At 71.1% G+C, this 15845-nt stretch carries 13 protein-coding genes; 5 read left to right on the top strand and 8 right to left on the bottom strand.

Going from position 1 to position 15845, the window contains the following annotated elements:
• Window positions 1-263: 263 nt before the first annotated feature.
• Entirely contained in the window at window positions 264-3095 is a 2832-nt protein-coding gene (locus tag O7616_RS20125) for a PQQ-dependent sugar dehydrogenase (protein WP_282303420.1), read from the top strand.
• A 61-nt stretch (window positions 3096-3156) separates the two neighbouring features.
• Here the strand turns inward: O7616_RS20125 and O7616_RS20120 are convergent, their stop codons facing one another.
• From O7616_RS20120 to O7616_RS20110, 3 genes are all read right to left on the bottom strand, one after another.
• Complete coding sequence (locus O7616_RS20120) at window positions 3157-4101, bottom strand: acyltransferase domain-containing protein (RefSeq protein ID WP_282303419.1); 945 nt, start codon at window positions 4099-4101, stop codon at window positions 3157-3159.
• A gap of 64 nt (window positions 4102-4165) precedes the next feature.
• Window positions 4166-4750: a hypothetical protein gene (locus O7616_RS20115; RefSeq protein ID WP_282303418.1), complete on the bottom strand. Its 585-nt coding sequence runs from the start codon at window positions 4748-4750 to the stop codon at window positions 4166-4168.
• 82 nt (window positions 4751-4832) lie between these two features.
• Window positions 4833-5261 carry a VOC family protein gene (locus tag O7616_RS20110; RefSeq protein WP_282303417.1) on the bottom strand — a complete coding sequence of 143 codons (429 nt, stop codon included), beginning with the start codon at window positions 5259-5261 and terminating at the stop codon, window positions 4833-4835.
• Between the two features lie 164 nt (window positions 5262-5425).
• On the opposite strand from O7616_RS20110, the gene O7616_RS20105 reads away from it, so the two are divergent.
• Window positions 5426-6361 carry an NAD(P)H-binding protein gene (locus O7616_RS20105; protein WP_282303416.1) on the top strand — a complete coding sequence of 312 codons (936 nt, stop codon included), beginning with the start codon at window positions 5426-5428 and terminating at the stop codon, window positions 6359-6361.
• Here the strand turns inward: O7616_RS20105 and O7616_RS20100 are convergent.
• Together O7616_RS20100 and metH are read right to left on the bottom strand one after the other, a co-directional pair.
• A complete protein-coding gene (locus O7616_RS20100; protein WP_282303415.1) occupies window positions 6327-6767 on the bottom strand; it encodes a GNAT family N-acetyltransferase in 441 nt (146 codons plus the stop codon). The genes O7616_RS20105 and O7616_RS20100 overlap by 35 nt on opposite strands.
• Before the next feature lie 95 nt (window positions 6768-6862).
• Window positions 6863-10378, bottom strand: coding sequence for a methionine synthase (metH, locus tag O7616_RS20095; protein ID WP_282303414.1), 3516 nt, complete (start codon window positions 10376-10378; stop codon window positions 6863-6865).
• A 262-nt stretch (window positions 10379-10640) separates the two neighbouring features.
• Between metH and O7616_RS20090 the strand changes: the two genes are divergently transcribed.
• From O7616_RS20090 to O7616_RS20080, 3 genes are all read left to right on the top strand, one after another.
• Window positions 10641-11510, top strand: a complete 870-nt coding sequence (locus tag O7616_RS20090; protein WP_282259701.1) for a PAC2 family protein — start codon at window positions 10641-10643, stop codon at window positions 11508-11510.
• Between the two features lie 123 nt (window positions 11511-11633).
• Entirely contained in the window at window positions 11634-12425 is a 792-nt protein-coding gene (locus tag O7616_RS20085; RefSeq protein WP_282303413.1) for a GntR family transcriptional regulator, read from the top strand.
• Window positions 12426-12543: 118 nt separating this feature from the next.
• Window positions 12544-12879 (top strand): hypothetical protein, encoded by a 336-nt coding sequence (locus tag O7616_RS20080; protein WP_282303412.1) that lies wholly within the window; start codon window positions 12544-12546, stop codon window positions 12877-12879.
• A gap of 254 nt (window positions 12880-13133) precedes the next feature.
• Here the strand turns inward: O7616_RS20080 and mshC are convergent, their stop codons facing one another.
• From mshC to O7616_RS20065, 3 genes are all read right to left on the bottom strand, one after another.
• A complete protein-coding gene (gene mshC, locus O7616_RS20075; RefSeq protein WP_282303410.1) occupies window positions 13134-14372 on the bottom strand; it encodes a cysteine--1-D-myo-inosityl 2-amino-2-deoxy-alpha-D-glucopyranoside ligase in 1239 nt (412 codons plus the stop codon).
• A 66-nt stretch (window positions 14373-14438) separates the two neighbouring features.
• Complete coding sequence (locus tag O7616_RS20070) at window positions 14439-15257, bottom strand: SCO1664 family protein (protein WP_282303409.1); 819 nt, start codon at window positions 15255-15257, stop codon at window positions 14439-14441.
• Entirely contained in the window at window positions 15254-15838 is a 585-nt protein-coding gene (locus O7616_RS20065) for a DUF3090 domain-containing protein (protein ID WP_282259709.1), read from the bottom strand. The genes O7616_RS20070 and O7616_RS20065 overlap by 4 nt, the downstream gene beginning before the upstream one ends.
• Window positions 15839-15845: the final 7 nt, after the last annotated feature.

Genomic DNA, 15845 nt, shown 5'->3' with positions numbered 1-15845 from the left:
GCCACCGCCGGCGCCTGGGAGACGTTCCAGCTCGTGCGCAACTCCGACGGCACGGTGAGCCTGCGGGCCACGGTGAACAGCCGGTACGTCGCCGCCGAGAACGGTGGCTCCTCCCCGCTGATCGCCAACCGGACCTCCATCGGGCAGTGGGAGAAGTTCGACCTCGTCACGAACTGACCGCGCCGCGGCTCACTCGTCACCACCCCCTTCGGCCGTGGTGCGCCCCCGCACGCCCGGCCCCCGATCGTCGAGGAAGGACGATCATGTTCTCGAAATCCCGGCGCTGGTCCCGGGCCCTCGTGGCGGCGCTCACCGCCGCCGCGAGCGTGACCCTGGCCGTGGCCGCACCGTCCACCGCCCAGGCGGCGGTGATTCCCGCCTCCGACTACCAGCAGATCAAACTCGCCACCGGCTCCGCCGAGCTGGGTGAGGCCATGTCCCTGGCCGTCCTGCCCAACCGCTCGGTCCTGCACACCGCCCGCAACGGCGTCCTGCGGGTCACCGACGTGGCCGGCAACACCAAGGTCTCCGGCACCCTGTCGGTCTACACGCACGACGAGGAGGGGTTGCAGGGCGTCGCCGTCGATCCCGGCTTCGCCAGCAACCGGTGGATCTACCTGTACTACTCGCCCTCGTTGAGCACCCCGTCCGGGGACGCCCCGACCACCGGCTCCCAGTCCGACTGGGACCGGTGGAAGGGACACCTGCGGCTGTCGCGGTTCACCCTCAACTCCGACGACACGCTCAACCTGGGCAGCGAGAAGATCGTGCTCCAGGTCGCCAACGACCGTGGTCAGTGCTGCCACGTCGGCGGTGACCTGGACTTCGACGCCGCCGGCAACCTGTACCTGACCACCGGCGACGACACCAACCCGTTCGAGTCGTCCGGCTACGCGCCGCTGGACGAGCGGACCAACCGCAACCCGCAGTTCGACGCCCAGCGCACCTCGGCGAACACCAACGACCTGCGGGGCAAGGTGCTGCGGATCAAGCCGCAGGCCGACGGCACGTACACCATCCCGTCGGGCAACCTGTTCGCTCCCGGCACGGCCAACACCCGTCCGGAGATCTACGCGATGGGTCTGCGCAACCCGTTCCGGATGAGCGTCGACAAGGCCACCGGTGTCGTCTACCTCGGCGACTACGGCCCGGACGCCGGGTCCACGAACTCCAGCCGCGGCCCGCAGGGCCAGGTGGAGTTCAACCGCATCGCTGCGCCGGGCAACTACGGCTGGCCGTACTGCACCGGCACCAACACCAGCACCGAAACATACAATGAATACACCTTCCCGTCCGGGCCGTCGCAGTCGAAGTACAACTGCACGGGCGGGCCGACCAACAACTCGTTCCGCAACACCGGTCTCGGCACGCTGCCCGCGGCGAAGCCGGCCTGGATCAAGTACGCCGGCGACTCCGGGTCACCGTCGGAGTTCGGCAGCGGCTCCGAGTCGCCGATGGGCGGGCCGGTCTACCGGTACGACGCGTCGCTGAACTCCAGCATCAAGTTCCCGCAGTCGCTCAACGGCCAGTTCTTCGCCGGTGAGTACGGCCGCCGCTGGATCAAGGCGATCGCGGTCAACTCCGACGGCTCGCGCGGGGAGATCTCCAACTTCCCGTGGTCCGGCACGCAGGTCATGGACATGGCCTTCGGCCCGGACGGGGCGCTGTACGTGCTGGACTACGGCACCGGGTCGAACAACCAGGCGCTGTTCCGGATCGAGTACATCGGCGGCGGTAACCGCAACCCGATCGCGGTCGCCTCGGCGAACCCCACGTCGGGGGCCAACCCGTTGACGGTCAACTTCTCGTCGGCGGGCAGCTCCGACCCCGAGGGTGGGGCGCTGAGCTACCTGTGGACGTTCGGCGACGGCACGACGTCGACGGCGGCGAACCCCACCAAGACGTACACCACGAACGGCACCTACTCCCCCACGTTGCGGGTCACCGACCCGACCGGCCTGACCGGCACGGCGAGCCTGGTCATCACCGTGGGCAACACGGCCCCGACGGTGACACTCACCACGCCCGCCGACGGGCAGCTGTTCAGCTTCGGTGACACGGTGTCGTACCAGATCAGTGTGAGCGACCCGCAGGACGGCACGATCGACTGTTCCAAGGTGAGCCTGACCTACGCGCTGGGTCACGACAGTCACGCCCACCAGATCACCTCGAAGACCGGGTGCAGCGGCTCGATCACCGTGCCGACCGACGGCGAGCACGACTCGGCGGCGAACATCTACGGGGTCTTCGACGCCGCCTACACCGACAACGGCGGGCTGACCACGCACAGCATCAAGACCCTGCAACCGAAGCACCGCCAGGGTGAGCACTTCGGCGCCCAGTCCGGCGTCCAAGCCACCGACCACACCAACGCCGAGGGTGGCCGCACCGCCGGGTTCATCGAGAACAACGACTGGATCTCGTACCAGCCGTACAACCTGGCCAACGCCAACCGCATCACCGTGCGGGCGTCGTCGGCCGGCGCGGGCGGCACCATCGAGGTCCGGGCCGGGTCGGCGACCGGCACCCTGCTGGGCACCGTGACGGTGCCGGTGACCGGCAACTGGGAGACCTTCACCGAGGTGTCCGGCACGATCAGCAACCCGCCGAGCGCGTCGACCACGCTGTACCTGGTGTTCAAGGGCGGCTCCGGCTACCTGTTCGACGTCGACGCGTTCACCTTCGCCACCGGCACCGGTAGCAGCACCCCGGTGACGACCCTGCGGGCGCAGGTCAACAACCAGTACGTGTCGGCGGTCGGCTCCACCGCGTTGATCGCCAACAAGGCCAGTGTCGGCACGACCGAGCAGTTCGACCGGGTGGACGCCGGCAGCGGTGCCATCGCGCTGCGGTCGCGCGCCAACGGGCTCTACGTCTCGGCCACGAACTCGGGCGCCGGGGCGTTGGTCGCCAACGCCGCGGCGATCGGATCGTGGGAGAGGTTCCAGCTCATCACCAACTCGGATGGGACGGTGAGCCTGCGGGCCACTGTCAACAACCAGATCGTGTGCGCCGAGAACGCCGGGGCCGGATCCCTGATCGCCAACCGTACGTCGGTCGGGGCCTGGGAGAAGTTCATCCTGACCACCGGCTGACCGGCGGTGGGCCCGGCCCGGTCGGTGACGGGCCGGGCCCACCGATCCATCGACTGTCGGCTCAGATCGGGAAGCGGCCGTGCCGCCAGTGCCAGTGTCGACCGGCCCTGAGGTGATCGACGATCGCGCGCTGCAGCGCGGTGCGGCGGGGCAACCGGTCCAGCGGGGTGCTCAGCGTGCGGAACACGAAACGCAGCACCTCGACGTCGGCGTCCGGACCGTCCTTCTCCTCGTAGGGAACCAGCTCGAACATCCGCTGGAACCGGACGATGTTCGAGTCCTCGGGCAGGTATTCCCGCAACTGCGGGTCGAGAAGCCACGAGCCGCAGGAGAACGCGGTGTAGGGCTCGTCGGGGAAGTGGCGCGCGAAGAACACCCGCGCCTCGTCCAGCGACGCCGCGACCGCCTCCGGCGTCAACGGCCCCGTGTCGGGGACGTGCAGGCCGATGGCCGTGTCACCGCGGTGGTGTTGCAACCGGCCCAGCTCGTAGATGCTGCCGCGCACGTGCAGCGTCAGCCAGCTCTGCATGACCGGCCAACCCTCACCGCGCATCCGCCGGTCGATCGTCAGGTTGCGGCCGAGGTCCGCGAGGCTCCGCCACGACACGTCGTCGGGGACGTCATGGTCGCGGTGGTAACCCCGGGCGACGTCGACCAGGGCGAGGTACGCGTACACGTAGAGGTGCCGCCAGGCGGGACCCCGGTCGCGGGGCAGCTCCGGACCGGGCACCAACCAGCCGTGCCCGCCGAGGTCGGCGTGGACCAGGGCGATCGAACGGTCGAGCAGCCAGCGCAGCTCGGGCGTCCACAGCGGCGAGGCGGGATCGGGCCAGCCTGCCATGATCTCGGCGGCGTCGTCCGCCTGCACCCCGAGCCGATCGAGCAGCGCGGGCGCGTCGGCCTTGGCCGGCAGCGGAACCGACTGCCGGTCGCCGGCGAGCTGCTCGACGCGTTCGACCTCCTCGACGGGCACTGCGAGCCGGGCGGCGATGTCGTGCGGATCCACGTCGACGACCCTACCGGCGTTCGCGTCCCCGGTGGGTGCCCGCAGGTCGGCCGGAGCCGCGACGTCAGGAGTCGGCGGGAACCCCGGTGTCGAGTTGCCCGATCATCGGCGCCAGGAGGTCGTTGAGCTCCCGAGCCAGCACCACGACGGCCCGACGGGCCGAGGCGGGGACGTCGTCGTCCGGTCCGTCGGGTGTCGGCGGCAGGTCGTCGAGCGGAAGGGGCGCCTCCACCTGGAGCAGTGCGCGCACATGCGGGCTGCGCGTCTGGTCCTGCTCGGTGGGGGTGGTGAACTGGCCGAACAGCTGCGGCCAATCCCGCCAACCACGGTCGCGTTGCCACTGCTTGGTCCAGGTCAACTCCGCCGGCCAGCGGGAGGCCACGGTGACCGCGCAGACCATGCTGCCGTCCCACGGGCTGCGTGCGCAGGTCGCCGAGATGATCCGTCGGTGCCAGCGGACGAAGCCGGGCGACAGCTCGCTGGCCACCCGCCAGGCCGTGGCGGCGAACGCGACCGGCGCGAAGTCACCCCAGGTATCGGCGAACTCGCCGATCCGACGGAGCACCTCCGCCTCGTACCGGCCCCGCCCGTCGGTGCCGTGCTCGCGGTCGAACTGCTCGTCCAGCCAGAAGGCGCGCGGCTCCGGCATCCTCGTCCCCGTTCCCCGGCGATGGTGTCACCACGTCGAACCTATGCCATCCGCCGGGCGCGAACGGGTGTCCTCGCCGCCACTACCCCACGAGAACGCAGAACGGATGCCCGGCCGGGTCGGCGTACACCCGCAGCGGTTCGACGGGATCCTCGATGCGGTCGAAGCGCAGCCGGCCACCGAGGCGCAGGACGCGCTCGTGCTGGACCAGCAGCTCCGCGACGGACTCCACGGTCAGGTCCAGGTGCAGTTGCTGGGGCACGTCGTTCTTGGGCCAGGTCGACTCCGGCAGGTGATCCACCTGCTGGAACGCGAGCTGGGCGCCGCCGTCGGGGGACCTCAGCACCAGCCAGTCACGACCGCGCTCGTCGTCCTGACCGGCCGCCGGCGGCTCGTCGCCGGGCCGGTAGACGTAGCCGAGCAGGTGACGGTAGAACTCCGCCAACACCCGCACGTCGGTGCCGTCCAGCACCACCGAACCCAGTCGGGGCACGCTCTCCTGACCGCCCATCCTCGATCACCTCCGGGTGCCCATTCTCGCCGCAACCCGCCCCGGTCGCATTCTGTGCCGCGCATCCGCACCGGCGCATTTCGCAGTCAGGCACCCGTCACTGGCGAAGAACAAGCGGTGACCCAGGGTTGACAGGCCCCGGTCTCCAGAGTGGACGATGTGGCGTGCGGATTCTCGTGGTGGGTGGCAGCGGTCTGATCGGCGCTCACGTGGTGCAGGTGCTGCGGGAGCGCGGTCACGCCACGACAGCCGTGGCGCGTACCTCCCAACCAGGTGTCGACCACCTGCTCGACGTGGGTTCCGCCTCGATCGACGACCTGCGGTCGTTGCTCGCCGGTCACGACGGCGTCGTGTACGCCACCCGGACCGACGAGCAGCGGCCGCTGCCCAGACCGATCTACCCGCAGTTCCGTCGCGACAACGTCGACCCGGTGGTACGCGTGTTCACCGCCGCCCGCGCGGAGGGCCTCACCCGAGGGGTGGTGATGGGCTCGTACTACACCTACTTCGACAGGTCGCACCCGCAGTGGCGGCTCCCCGAGCGGCACACGTACATCCGGTGCCGTGTCGAGCAGGCCCGGGAGGGACGCGCCGCGGCCGGTCCGGAGCTGCCGGTCGCCGTCCTCGAACTGCCCTTCGTCTTCGGTCGGGCCGGGGACCGGCTGCCGAACTGGGCCGGTCCGCTGGACCGGTGGGCGCGCTCGCGTACACCTCTGGTCGCACCGACCGGCGGAAGCGCCGCGGCGTCGGCGCGCAGCGTCGCCGAGGTCGCCGCCGACGCCCTGGAACAGGCCGACGGCGCGGACATCCCGGTCGCCGACGAGAACCTCACCTGGCACGACATGCTCGCACGCATCGCCGAGGCGGTCGGCCGACGCCGCCGGGTGGGCCGACTGCCGGCGGGTGCGGCACGGTCCGCCCTGCGTCTCGGTGGCGCGTTGCAGGCGCTGGGCCGCAAGGAGTCGGGGGTCGACCCGACCCACGTCGCCGACCTCCTGCTCGCCGACCTGTTCATCGAGCCGACGACCGGCCGGTCGCTGGACGCCGCGCTCCGCGAGACCTTCCCTAACCCGGGGGCCGCGCCAGGTACGCCGTCTTGACGTCGGGCGCGAACCCGCAGGCGCGGTAGAACGCGTGGGTCGCCGGGGTCTGTGAGCCCGTCATCAGCATCGCCTTGTAGCACCCCGCGTCCCAGGCGGCCTGCAGCGTGCCGGCCATGATCTGCCGACCGAGGCCGGTGCCCCGCCGGGACTCCTCGACGACGACGTTCTCGACGACGGCGTACGGCGACGCCGACCGGCTGAGGTTGGGGATCACGTTGAGGTAAGTCGTGGCGACGACAACCCCGTCCAGGTCGAGCACGAAGAGACTCAGCCCCGGTGTGTCGAGGATCCGTTGGAAGGCCGCCGCATCCGACCCGTCGTCCAGCACCGGGTCCCCCGGGTGCAACTGCCGGTAGAGACGGATGATCTGCGGGAAGTCGTCGGGCCCGGCCGCACGGAACATGCCCGGAGCGTAGCGACGGCCGGGGGCAGACGCTGCCCCCGCTCGCCTCACGCTCCGGCTCAGTGGCAGTGCTGCTGCTGCCGCGCCTACGTCCGTCACTTGGCGTTGAAGTAGCTCGCCTCCGGGTGGTGGACCACGATCGCGTCGGTGGCCTGCTCCGGCATGAGCTGGAACTCCTCGGACAGCTCCACACCGATCCGGTCCGCACCGAGCAGGTCCACGATCTTCGCCCGGTCCTCCAGGTCGGGGCACGCCGGGTAGCCGAACGCGTACCGGCAGCCCCGGTAGTCGTTGCGCAGCAGACCGGCCAGGTCGGTCGGGTCGTCGTGGCCCAGCGGACGCCCGTCGGGCAGGGTCAGCTCAGCGCGCACGCGCCGGTGCCAGTACTCGGCGAGCGCCTCGGTGAGCTGCACCGACAACCCGTGCACCTCCAGGTAGTCGCGGTACTCGTTGCGGGCGAACAGCTTCGCCGCGTACTCGCTGACGGGTTGCCCGACGGTGACCAGTTGCAACGCGACCACATCGAGCTGGTCGCCCTTGGGTTTGAAGAAGTCCGCCAGGCAGAGCCGCCGCTCCTGCCGCTGGCGGGGGAAGGAGAACCGGGCGCGCTCCGCGTGCCCGTTCTCGTCGAGCACCACCAGGTCATTGCCTTCGGAGTACGCCGGGAAGTAGCCGTACACCACGGCTGCCTCAAGGACCTGGTCGGCGATCAGCCGGTCCAGCCAGTACCGCAGACGTGGCCGACCCTCGGTCTCCACCAGCTCGTCGTAGGAGGGCCCGTTGCCGCCCCGGGCGCCGTTGAGCCCCCACTGCCCGCGGAACGTGGCGCGCTCGTCGAGCAGCGCCGCGTAGTCGGCCATCGGCACGCCCTTGATCACCCGGGTGCCGAAGAACGGCGGGGTGGGCACCTCCACGTCCAGGGCCACGTCGGAGCGGACCGAGGAGTCGTGCAGCTCCGGCAGCGACTCGGTGACCATCGTGCGCTGCCGTTCCCGGCGGGCCCGCCGGGCGGCGAGGGCGGCCTCCCGCTCCGGGTCGACCACCGGCGCGCCACCGCGCTTGGCGGTCATCACCTTGTCCATCAGGGACAGGCCCTCGAACGCGTCCCGCGCGTAGTGCACCTGACCGGGGAACATCGACCGCAGGTCGTCCTCGACGTACGCGCGGGTCAACGCCGCCCCGCCGAGCAGGACGGGCCAGCGCTCCGCGACCCCGCGCGTGGCCATCTCGGCCAGATTCTCCTTCATGATGACGGTGCTCTTGACCAGCAGCCCGGACATGCCGATCGCGTCGGCCCGGTGCTGCTCGGCGGCGTCGAGGATGGCGCTGATCGGCTGCTTGATGCCGATGTTCACCACCTCGTAGCCGTTGTTGGACAGGATGATGTCGACCAGGTTCTTGCCGATGTCGTGCACGTCGCCGCGCACCGTGGCGAGCACGATGCGGCCCTTGCCGCCGTCCTCGGTGGTCTCCATGTGCGGCTCCAGGTAGGCCACCGCGGTCTTCATCACCTCGGCGGACTGGAGCACGAACGGCAACTGCATCTGGCCGGAGCCGAACAGCTCGCCGACCACCTTCATGCCGTCCAGCAGGATGTCGTTGATGATCGACAGTGGGGACCGGCCACCGGCCATCGCGTCGTCCAGGTCGGCCTCCAGGCCGTTGCGCTCACCGTCGACGATCCGCCGCTTGAGCCGCTCGTCCAATGGCAGCGCCGCCAACTCCTGCGCCCGGGTGGCCCGGGCGCTGGTCACGTCCACGCCCTCGAACAGCTCCAGGAAACGCTGCACCGGGTCGTACCCCTCGCGACGCCGGTCGTAGACCAGGTCCAGGGCGACCTCGCGCTGCTCCTTGGGAATCTTCGACATCGGCAGGATCTTGCTGGCGTGCACGATCGCCGAGGTCAGGCCGGCCTGCTCGCACTCGTGCAGGAACACCGAGTTGAGCACCTGCCGGGCGGCCGGGTTCAGACCGAAGGAGACGTTCGAGATACCCAGGGTGAAGTTGACGCCCGGATACCGCTGGGCGATCTCCCGGATCGCCTCGATCGTCTCGAGACCGTCGCGGCGGGTCTCCTCCTGGCCGGTCGCGATCGGGAAGGTCAACGCGTCGATCAGGATGTCGGCGCGGTCCATGCCCCACCGGCCGGTCAGGTCGTCGATCAGCCGTGCCGCGACCCGGACCTTCCACTCCTTCGTCCGCGCCTGCCCCTCCTCGTCGATGAGCAGCGCCACCACCGCCGCGCCGTGCTCCCGGACGACCGGCATCACCCGCGCGTACCGGGAGTCGGGGCCGTCGCCGTCCTCGAAGTTCACCGAGTTGACCACGCACCGGCCGCCGAGCATCTCCAGCCCGGCCTCGACCACGGCCGGCTCGGTGGAGTCCAACATGATCGGCAGCGTCGACGCGGTGGCGAACCGGCCCGCCAACTCCCGCATGTCCTGCGTGCCGTCGCGGCCCACGTAGTCCACGCACAGGTCGAGCAGGTGCGAGCCGTCCCGGGCCTGACTGCGGGCGATCTCCACGCAGGCGCGCCAGTCACCGGCGAGCATCGCCTCCCGGAACGCCTTCGACCCGTTGGCGTTGGTCCGCTCCCCGACCATCAACACCGACGCGTCCTGGGCGAACGGCACCGGGTGGTAGACCGAGGAGACACCAGCCTCGTGCCGGGCCTCGCGGGCCGGGGCGACGCTGCCGTGCAGCCGCTCCGACAGCACCCGGATGTGCTCCGGCGTGGTGCCGCAGCACCCGCCGATCAGTCCCACGCCGTACTCGGTGACGAACCGATCCAGGGCCTCGGCCAGCTCCACGGGAGTCAGCGGGAAGTACGCCCCGTCGGCGGTCAGCACCGGCAGGCCGGCGTTCGGCATCACCGACAACGGGACCCGGGAGTGCTGCGACAGGTAGCGCAGGTGCTCGCTCATCTCCGCCGGGCCGGTGGAGCAGTTGAGCCCGATGATGTCCACGCCGAGCGGCTCGATAGCCGCGAGGGCCGCGCCGATCTCGCTGCCCACCAGCATCGTGCCGGTGGTCTCCATCGCCACGTGACAGATGATCGGCACCTGCTGGCCCAGCTCGGTCATCGCCCGCTTCGACCCGACCACAGCCGCCTTGACCTGGAGCAGATCCTGGGAGGTCTCGATGATCAGGGCGTCCGCGCCGCCGATGATCAGACCGGCGGCGTTCTCCTGGTACGCGTCGCGCAGGGTCGCGTAGTCGGCGTGCCCGAGGGTGGGCAGCTTCGTGCCCGGTCCGATCGAACCCAGCACGAATCGGGGCCGCTGCGCGGTGCTCGCCGCGTCGGCGGCCTCGCGGGCGATGCGGGCACCCGCCTCGGACAACTCACGGATGCGGTGCGGGATGTCGTACTCGCCGAGATTAGCCAGGTTGGCGCCGAAGGTGTTGGTCTCCACGCAGTCCGCGCCCGCGGCCAGGTAGGCGTCGTGCACCCCCCGCACCACGTCCGGACGGGTGACGTTGAGGACCTCGACGCACCCCTCGAGGCCGTCGAAGTCGTCGAGGGTGAGGTCCGCAGCATGCAACATCGTGCCCATCGCCCCGTCGGCGATGAGGATCCGGTCGGCCAGCACATCCATCAACGAAGTCCGCACCCGTTCAGGTTAGTGCGGTCCCCACCGCACCCAGCGGACCTCGGCGCGCGATCCCATATTGTGTCAGCGGGATCACGCTGTCTGGTTCGTTCGTGTATGACCGGTCGCCGGTCCGGTGGACCGGCGCGGCCGACGGGCCGCATCCCTGCCCGGCACGTAGGCTGGCGGACGTGAAGGACAACAGGGACGCCACTGTGCCACACGGTACGACGACCGGGCGCGATCCCGGCGCCGACCGCGACGAGCAGGGTGAGGTGACGGCGTGACCGAGTTCGACGGACTGCCGGTGCTGCGGTCCCCGGTGGCCATCGCCGCCTTCGAGGGCTGGAACGACGCCGCCGACGCGTCCACCGCCGCGGTGGAGCACCTGGAGCAGGTCTGGAACGCCCGGCAGATCACCGAGCTGGACCCGGAGGACTTCTACGACTTCCAGGTCAGCCGGCCCACCATCACCATGGCCGACGGCGAGACCCGCCGGGTGGAGTGGCCGACGACCCGGTTCATGGTGGCCAGCCCGGAGGGCACCGACCGCGACGTGGTGCTGATCCGCGGCATCGAGCCGAGCATGCGCTGGCGGACGTTCTGCGAGCAGGTGCTGGAGATCTGCCACAGCCTCGAGGTGGAACGGGTGGTGCTGCTCGGCGCGTTGCTCGCCGACGTCCCCTACACGCGACCGTTGCCGATCAGCGGCAGCGCCTCCGACGCGCAGGCCGCCGAGCGCTACCAGCTCACCCCCACCCGCTACGACGGGCCGACCGGCATCGTCGGGGTGCTGCACGACGCCTGCACCCGCGCCGAGGTGGACGCCGTGTCGTTCTGGGTGCACGTCCCGCACTACGCCAACAACCCGCCCTGCCCGAAGGCCACCCTCGCGCTGCTGCACCGGGTCGAGGAGGTCGTCGACCTGCCGGTGCCGATGGCCGACCTGGCCGAGGAGTCCGCCGAGTGGGAGCAGCGGGTGCGCAGCGCCGCCGAGCAGGACGCCGAGTTGGGCGAATACGTTCGCGAGTTGGAGGAACGGGTCGGCGACGAGGGCATCACCCCGTTGACCGGTGACGAGATCGCCCAGGAGTTCGAGAAGTACCTGCGCCGACGGGGCGGTTCGGCCGGCCCCACCGCCGGCTCCTGGTAGCACGTCCCCGCCGCGGGCCCTCGGACCTTCTGCGGTCCGGGGGCCCGTTTTCGCGTGTCCGGGGTGGCGCCGTCACACCCTCTAGGGCATCCTAGGAACCTAGATGTGATCAAGGAGGCGGGTGTGCAGATCAATCCCGGGGCCGCCGAGTTCCCGCACCGACAGATCGCCGCGCAGCTCAAGGCCCAGGTCCGCCGGGGCGACTGGGGGCCGGGCGAGCGACTGCCGTCCATCCCGGCCATCGCCGAGATGTTCGGCGTCGCCAAGCAGACCGTGCAACGCGCCGTCGACCAGCTGCGGGTCGAGGGCATCCTGATCACCAAACCCGGCTCCGGTACGTACGTCCGGGGCACCCGGCGCCGACTGAACCGCCTCTCCCGGGGCCGGTACGGCGGCTTCCGCGGCTACCACACCGACCTGGCCGCCCGGTACCGCCAGCAGCTCGTCTCGGTCGGCCTCTCCCCCGCGCCCGCCGAGGTCGCCGACGCGTTCGGCGTCTCCGACGGCACCAACCTGCTCTGCCGCCGGCACCTCGTCCGCACCGACGACTCCCCCGTCGAGGTGGGCGCCTCCTGGTTCCTGCCCCGCGACACCGCGGGCACCTCGTTGGAGCGCGCCGAAGCGTTCGGCCGCCCCCTCTACCAGGAGGCCGAGGAGGTCACCGGCCGGCGGTACGTCTCCGCCACCGACACGATCAGCGCCCGCCAGCCCAGCCGGGAGGAGGCCGAGACCCTGCAGATCCGGCCGGACACCCCGGTGCTGCACCTGCTGCACATCGCGTACGACGCGCACCGCAAACCGATCGAGGTCTCCCAGGCCACCTGGCCCGGCCCGATGACCACCCTCACCGAGGAGTACAAGATCCCCGGCCCCACCCCCGACCCGGAACCCGACCCCGGCCTGGTGCTCGGCTGACCGCACCCACCCCCCGCGCTACACCCGTCGGCGCCCCGCCGCCCCGCGCGGCGCCGTTTGGGTGGCGTGGCCGAGGGCCCAGCCTGCGGTGGTGAGGTCGCCGACGGGGTGGGAGTCGGTGCCGCTGGTGGTGCCGGAAGCCTGCTGTCCGGGCGCACGGTCGAGCGCGGCAGCCCTCGTGGACCGTCGGTCGGCACCGACTGGCCTTGATCGTCTCCACATCGCCGAGGTGGGGGTGACGCCGTGCGGGGATGCCGCCACCTCGGCGATGTGGAGTGGATCAAGCACCCGATGGCGGCGTCCCGGCACGCCCATTCCGTCGATCATGAGGTTGACGGGTCCGACGGAGATCGAACCGCCCGCCAACCTCATGATCGACGGGGATGTCGGGGTGATCGACTCGGATTTCTGGAAATCGGGGGGTCTAGGCGTGCTGGATACCGCGACTTCCTGAAACCTGAGTCGATCGTGCGGGCGACGGCACGCGACACGCGACAGCGCACGACACGGGGCACACGACGGCGCGGGGCGAGGGTTGACGAGTAGGGCCTGTTTCATAAGAACTGGCCGGCCTGCGGCGGGGCCCGGACGACGCCCGGCGGCGTTGCGGTTCCGCCCGGATACAACACCGGTATCCGGACGAAACCGCGCCTTGCCGGATCGCCGCCCGGGCTCCGCCTCGGCTCGACCGCCCTTATGAAACAGGCCCTAGAGGCGGATGCCCAGGAGGGCGTCGACCGTCTTCGCGAAGAGGGCCGGGGCTTCGGGGTCGTCGGTCGTGCCGGCCAGGGTCGCCTCGGCCCAGCGGTCCGCCACCGCCAGGGCACCGGGGGTGTCGAGGTCGTCGGCCAGTCGGGCGCGTACCCCGGCGAGCAGCTCGGCACCGGACGGCCCGGCGGGTGCGGCGGCGGCCTGCCGCCAGCGGGCCAGGCGCTCCTGGGCGGCGGTGAGCAGGTCGTCGGTCCAGGTGCGGTCGCCGCGGTAGTGCCCGGAGATCAACGCCAGCCGGATCGCCATCGGGTCGACCTTGTCGGCGCGCAGCCGGGACACGAAGACCAGGTTGCCGCGGGACTTGGACATCTTCTCGCCGTCCAGGCCGATCATCCCGGCGTGCACGTAGTGCTCGGCGAACGGCGCCTGACCGGTGAGTCGCTCGGCGTGCGCGGCGGACGCCTCGTGGTGCGGGAACAGCAGGTCGTTGCCGCCGCCCTGCACGTCGATCCGGTCGCCGAGCAGGTTCAGGGCGATCACCGCGCACTCGATGTGCCACCCCGGGCGGCCCGGGCCCAGCTCCCCGCCCGGCCAGGACGGTTCGCCCTCGCGGGCCCCACGCCACAGCAGCGGGTCCAGGGGGTCGCGCTTGCCGGCCCGGTCGGGGTCGCCACCGCGATCCGGGAAGATCTCCAGCATCTGCTCCCGGGTCAGGTTCGACTCGTAGCCGAACCGGCCGGTGGCGGAGATGTCGAAGTAGACGTCGCCGGTGCCGTCGTCGAGCCGGTACGCGGCACCGTCCTTGAGCAGCACCTCGACCTTGTCCGCGATGTCCGGGATCGACTCGACGGCCCCCACGTAGTGCTCCGGCGGAATGATCCGCAGCGCCTCCATGTCCTCCCGGAACAACGCGGTCTCCCGCATCGCGAGGACCACCCAGTCCTCCCCGTCGCGGGTGGCCCGCTCCAGCAGCGGATCGTCGATGTCGGTGACGTTCTGCACGTAGCGCACCGGACGCCCGGCGTCGCGCCACATCCGCTGTACGAGGTCGAACGTGATCATGGTGGCGGCGTGACCGAGGTGGGTCGCGTCGTACGGGGTGATGCCGCAGACGTACATGCTCGCCGCGTCGGCCGGGTCACTCGGGTGCACGCCCTGCCGCGCCGAGTCGTACAACGCCAACGGCTCGCCCGTGCCCGGCAGCCGTGGCACCTCGTGTCCCGCCCAAGACTCCATGGGATCAGCCTAACCAGCCGGACGGCGACGCCGGAGCGCCCCGCGGGTGATCAAGATGACAGCGCCCTACATGGGTGGCCAGGGCATCGCCGGCCAGTCCTCCGGCGGCTGCGGGAAGCGGCCGACGTCTCGCAACCTGTCGATCCGGGAGGCCAACTCGGCCACCTCGCTGATCGTCAGGTGCTCGGCCAACTCCTCGCCGAGCGCCCCGGTGACCTGCCCGGCGAGCCCGTCGAGCATCTCCAGGGCGTCCGGGGGAAGCTGCTTGCCGGCCCAACCCCAGAGGACCGTCCGCAGCTTCTCCTCCACGTGGAAGCTCACCCCGTGGTCGACGCCGTAGATCCGGTCGTCCGGGCCGACGAGCACGTGACCGCCCTTGCGGTCCGCGTTGTTGATCACCGCGTCGAGGACGGCGAGTCGGGCCAGTCGCGGGTCCTCGGCGTGCGCCAACACGTAGGGCGCGCCGTCGTCGTCCCGCGCCGCGGCGATCGGGAACCACCGGGGTGGCAACTCGTCGGCGGGCAGGAACCCGACCAGCGCCTCGGCGTCCTCCGGCTCGTCGATCCACAGCTGGCAGGAGCCGGGCCCGAACGGCCCGTCGCGGAGCACGGTGGGCGGCACCAGGCCCCACCCCGTCGCCTCGGAGACCAGGTAGGCCGAGACCTCCCGGCCGGCCAGGGTGCCGTCGGGGAAGTCCCAGAGCGGTCGTTCGCCGCGCACCGGCTTGTAGACGCAGCGGGCGGTGACCCCGTCCAGGGTCAGGATGCCGCGCAGCGTCGTGTTCGACGCGTCGACCAGCCGACCTTCGAGGTCGAGCACGCCGTCGCGTAGCAGCCGAAGCGCCGCGTCACCGTCCTGGCGAGGCTGAAGGCCGGACGAGGTCACCGGTGGTAACCGTTGTGCCGCGGGCAGAGGTGCCCGGCGGGGTCCAACGGTTGGCCGCAGAGCGGGCACGGCGGCCGACCCGCGTTGACCACTCGCCGGGCCCGCTCGATGAACTGGCGGGTCGCCTGCGGGGTGAGCCGGACCCGGAGCCGGTCCAGGTCCTCGTCCGGCTCGTCGTCCTCGTCCTCGTCGTCGTCCTCGTCGTCCTCGTCGCCCAGCTCGACCTCGGGCTCCACCTCGCCGACGGCGATCGCCTCGATCACCACGGTCGCGGTGTCCACGTCGAAGGCCAGGCCGAGGGTGCCGACCCGGAACTCCTCGTCGACCGGCGTGTCCAGCGGCTCGTTGTCACCGATCACCGGCCCCGGGTCGGGCAGGTCCACGCCGAAGCGGCGCTGCGCCTCGGTGAGCAGCTCCTCCAGCTTCTCGGCGAGCAGGGACACCTGGACCTTCTCCAGCGCGACGCTGACCAGCCGACCGCCGCCACGGGCCTGCAGGAAGAAGGCGCGCTCCCCCGGCGGGCCGACAGTCCCGGCGACGAACCGCTCCGGCGGTTCGAAGGCGTGCACCTGGTGGGTCATACCCACG

Source organism: Micromonospora sp. WMMD964, from assembly GCF_029581455.1.
Lineage (GTDB): Bacteria > Actinomycetota > Actinomycetes > Mycobacteriales > Micromonosporaceae > Micromonospora.
The sequence above is the reverse complement of the archived record's forward strand: the minus strand, read 5'-3'. Positions and strand labels throughout refer to the sequence as shown.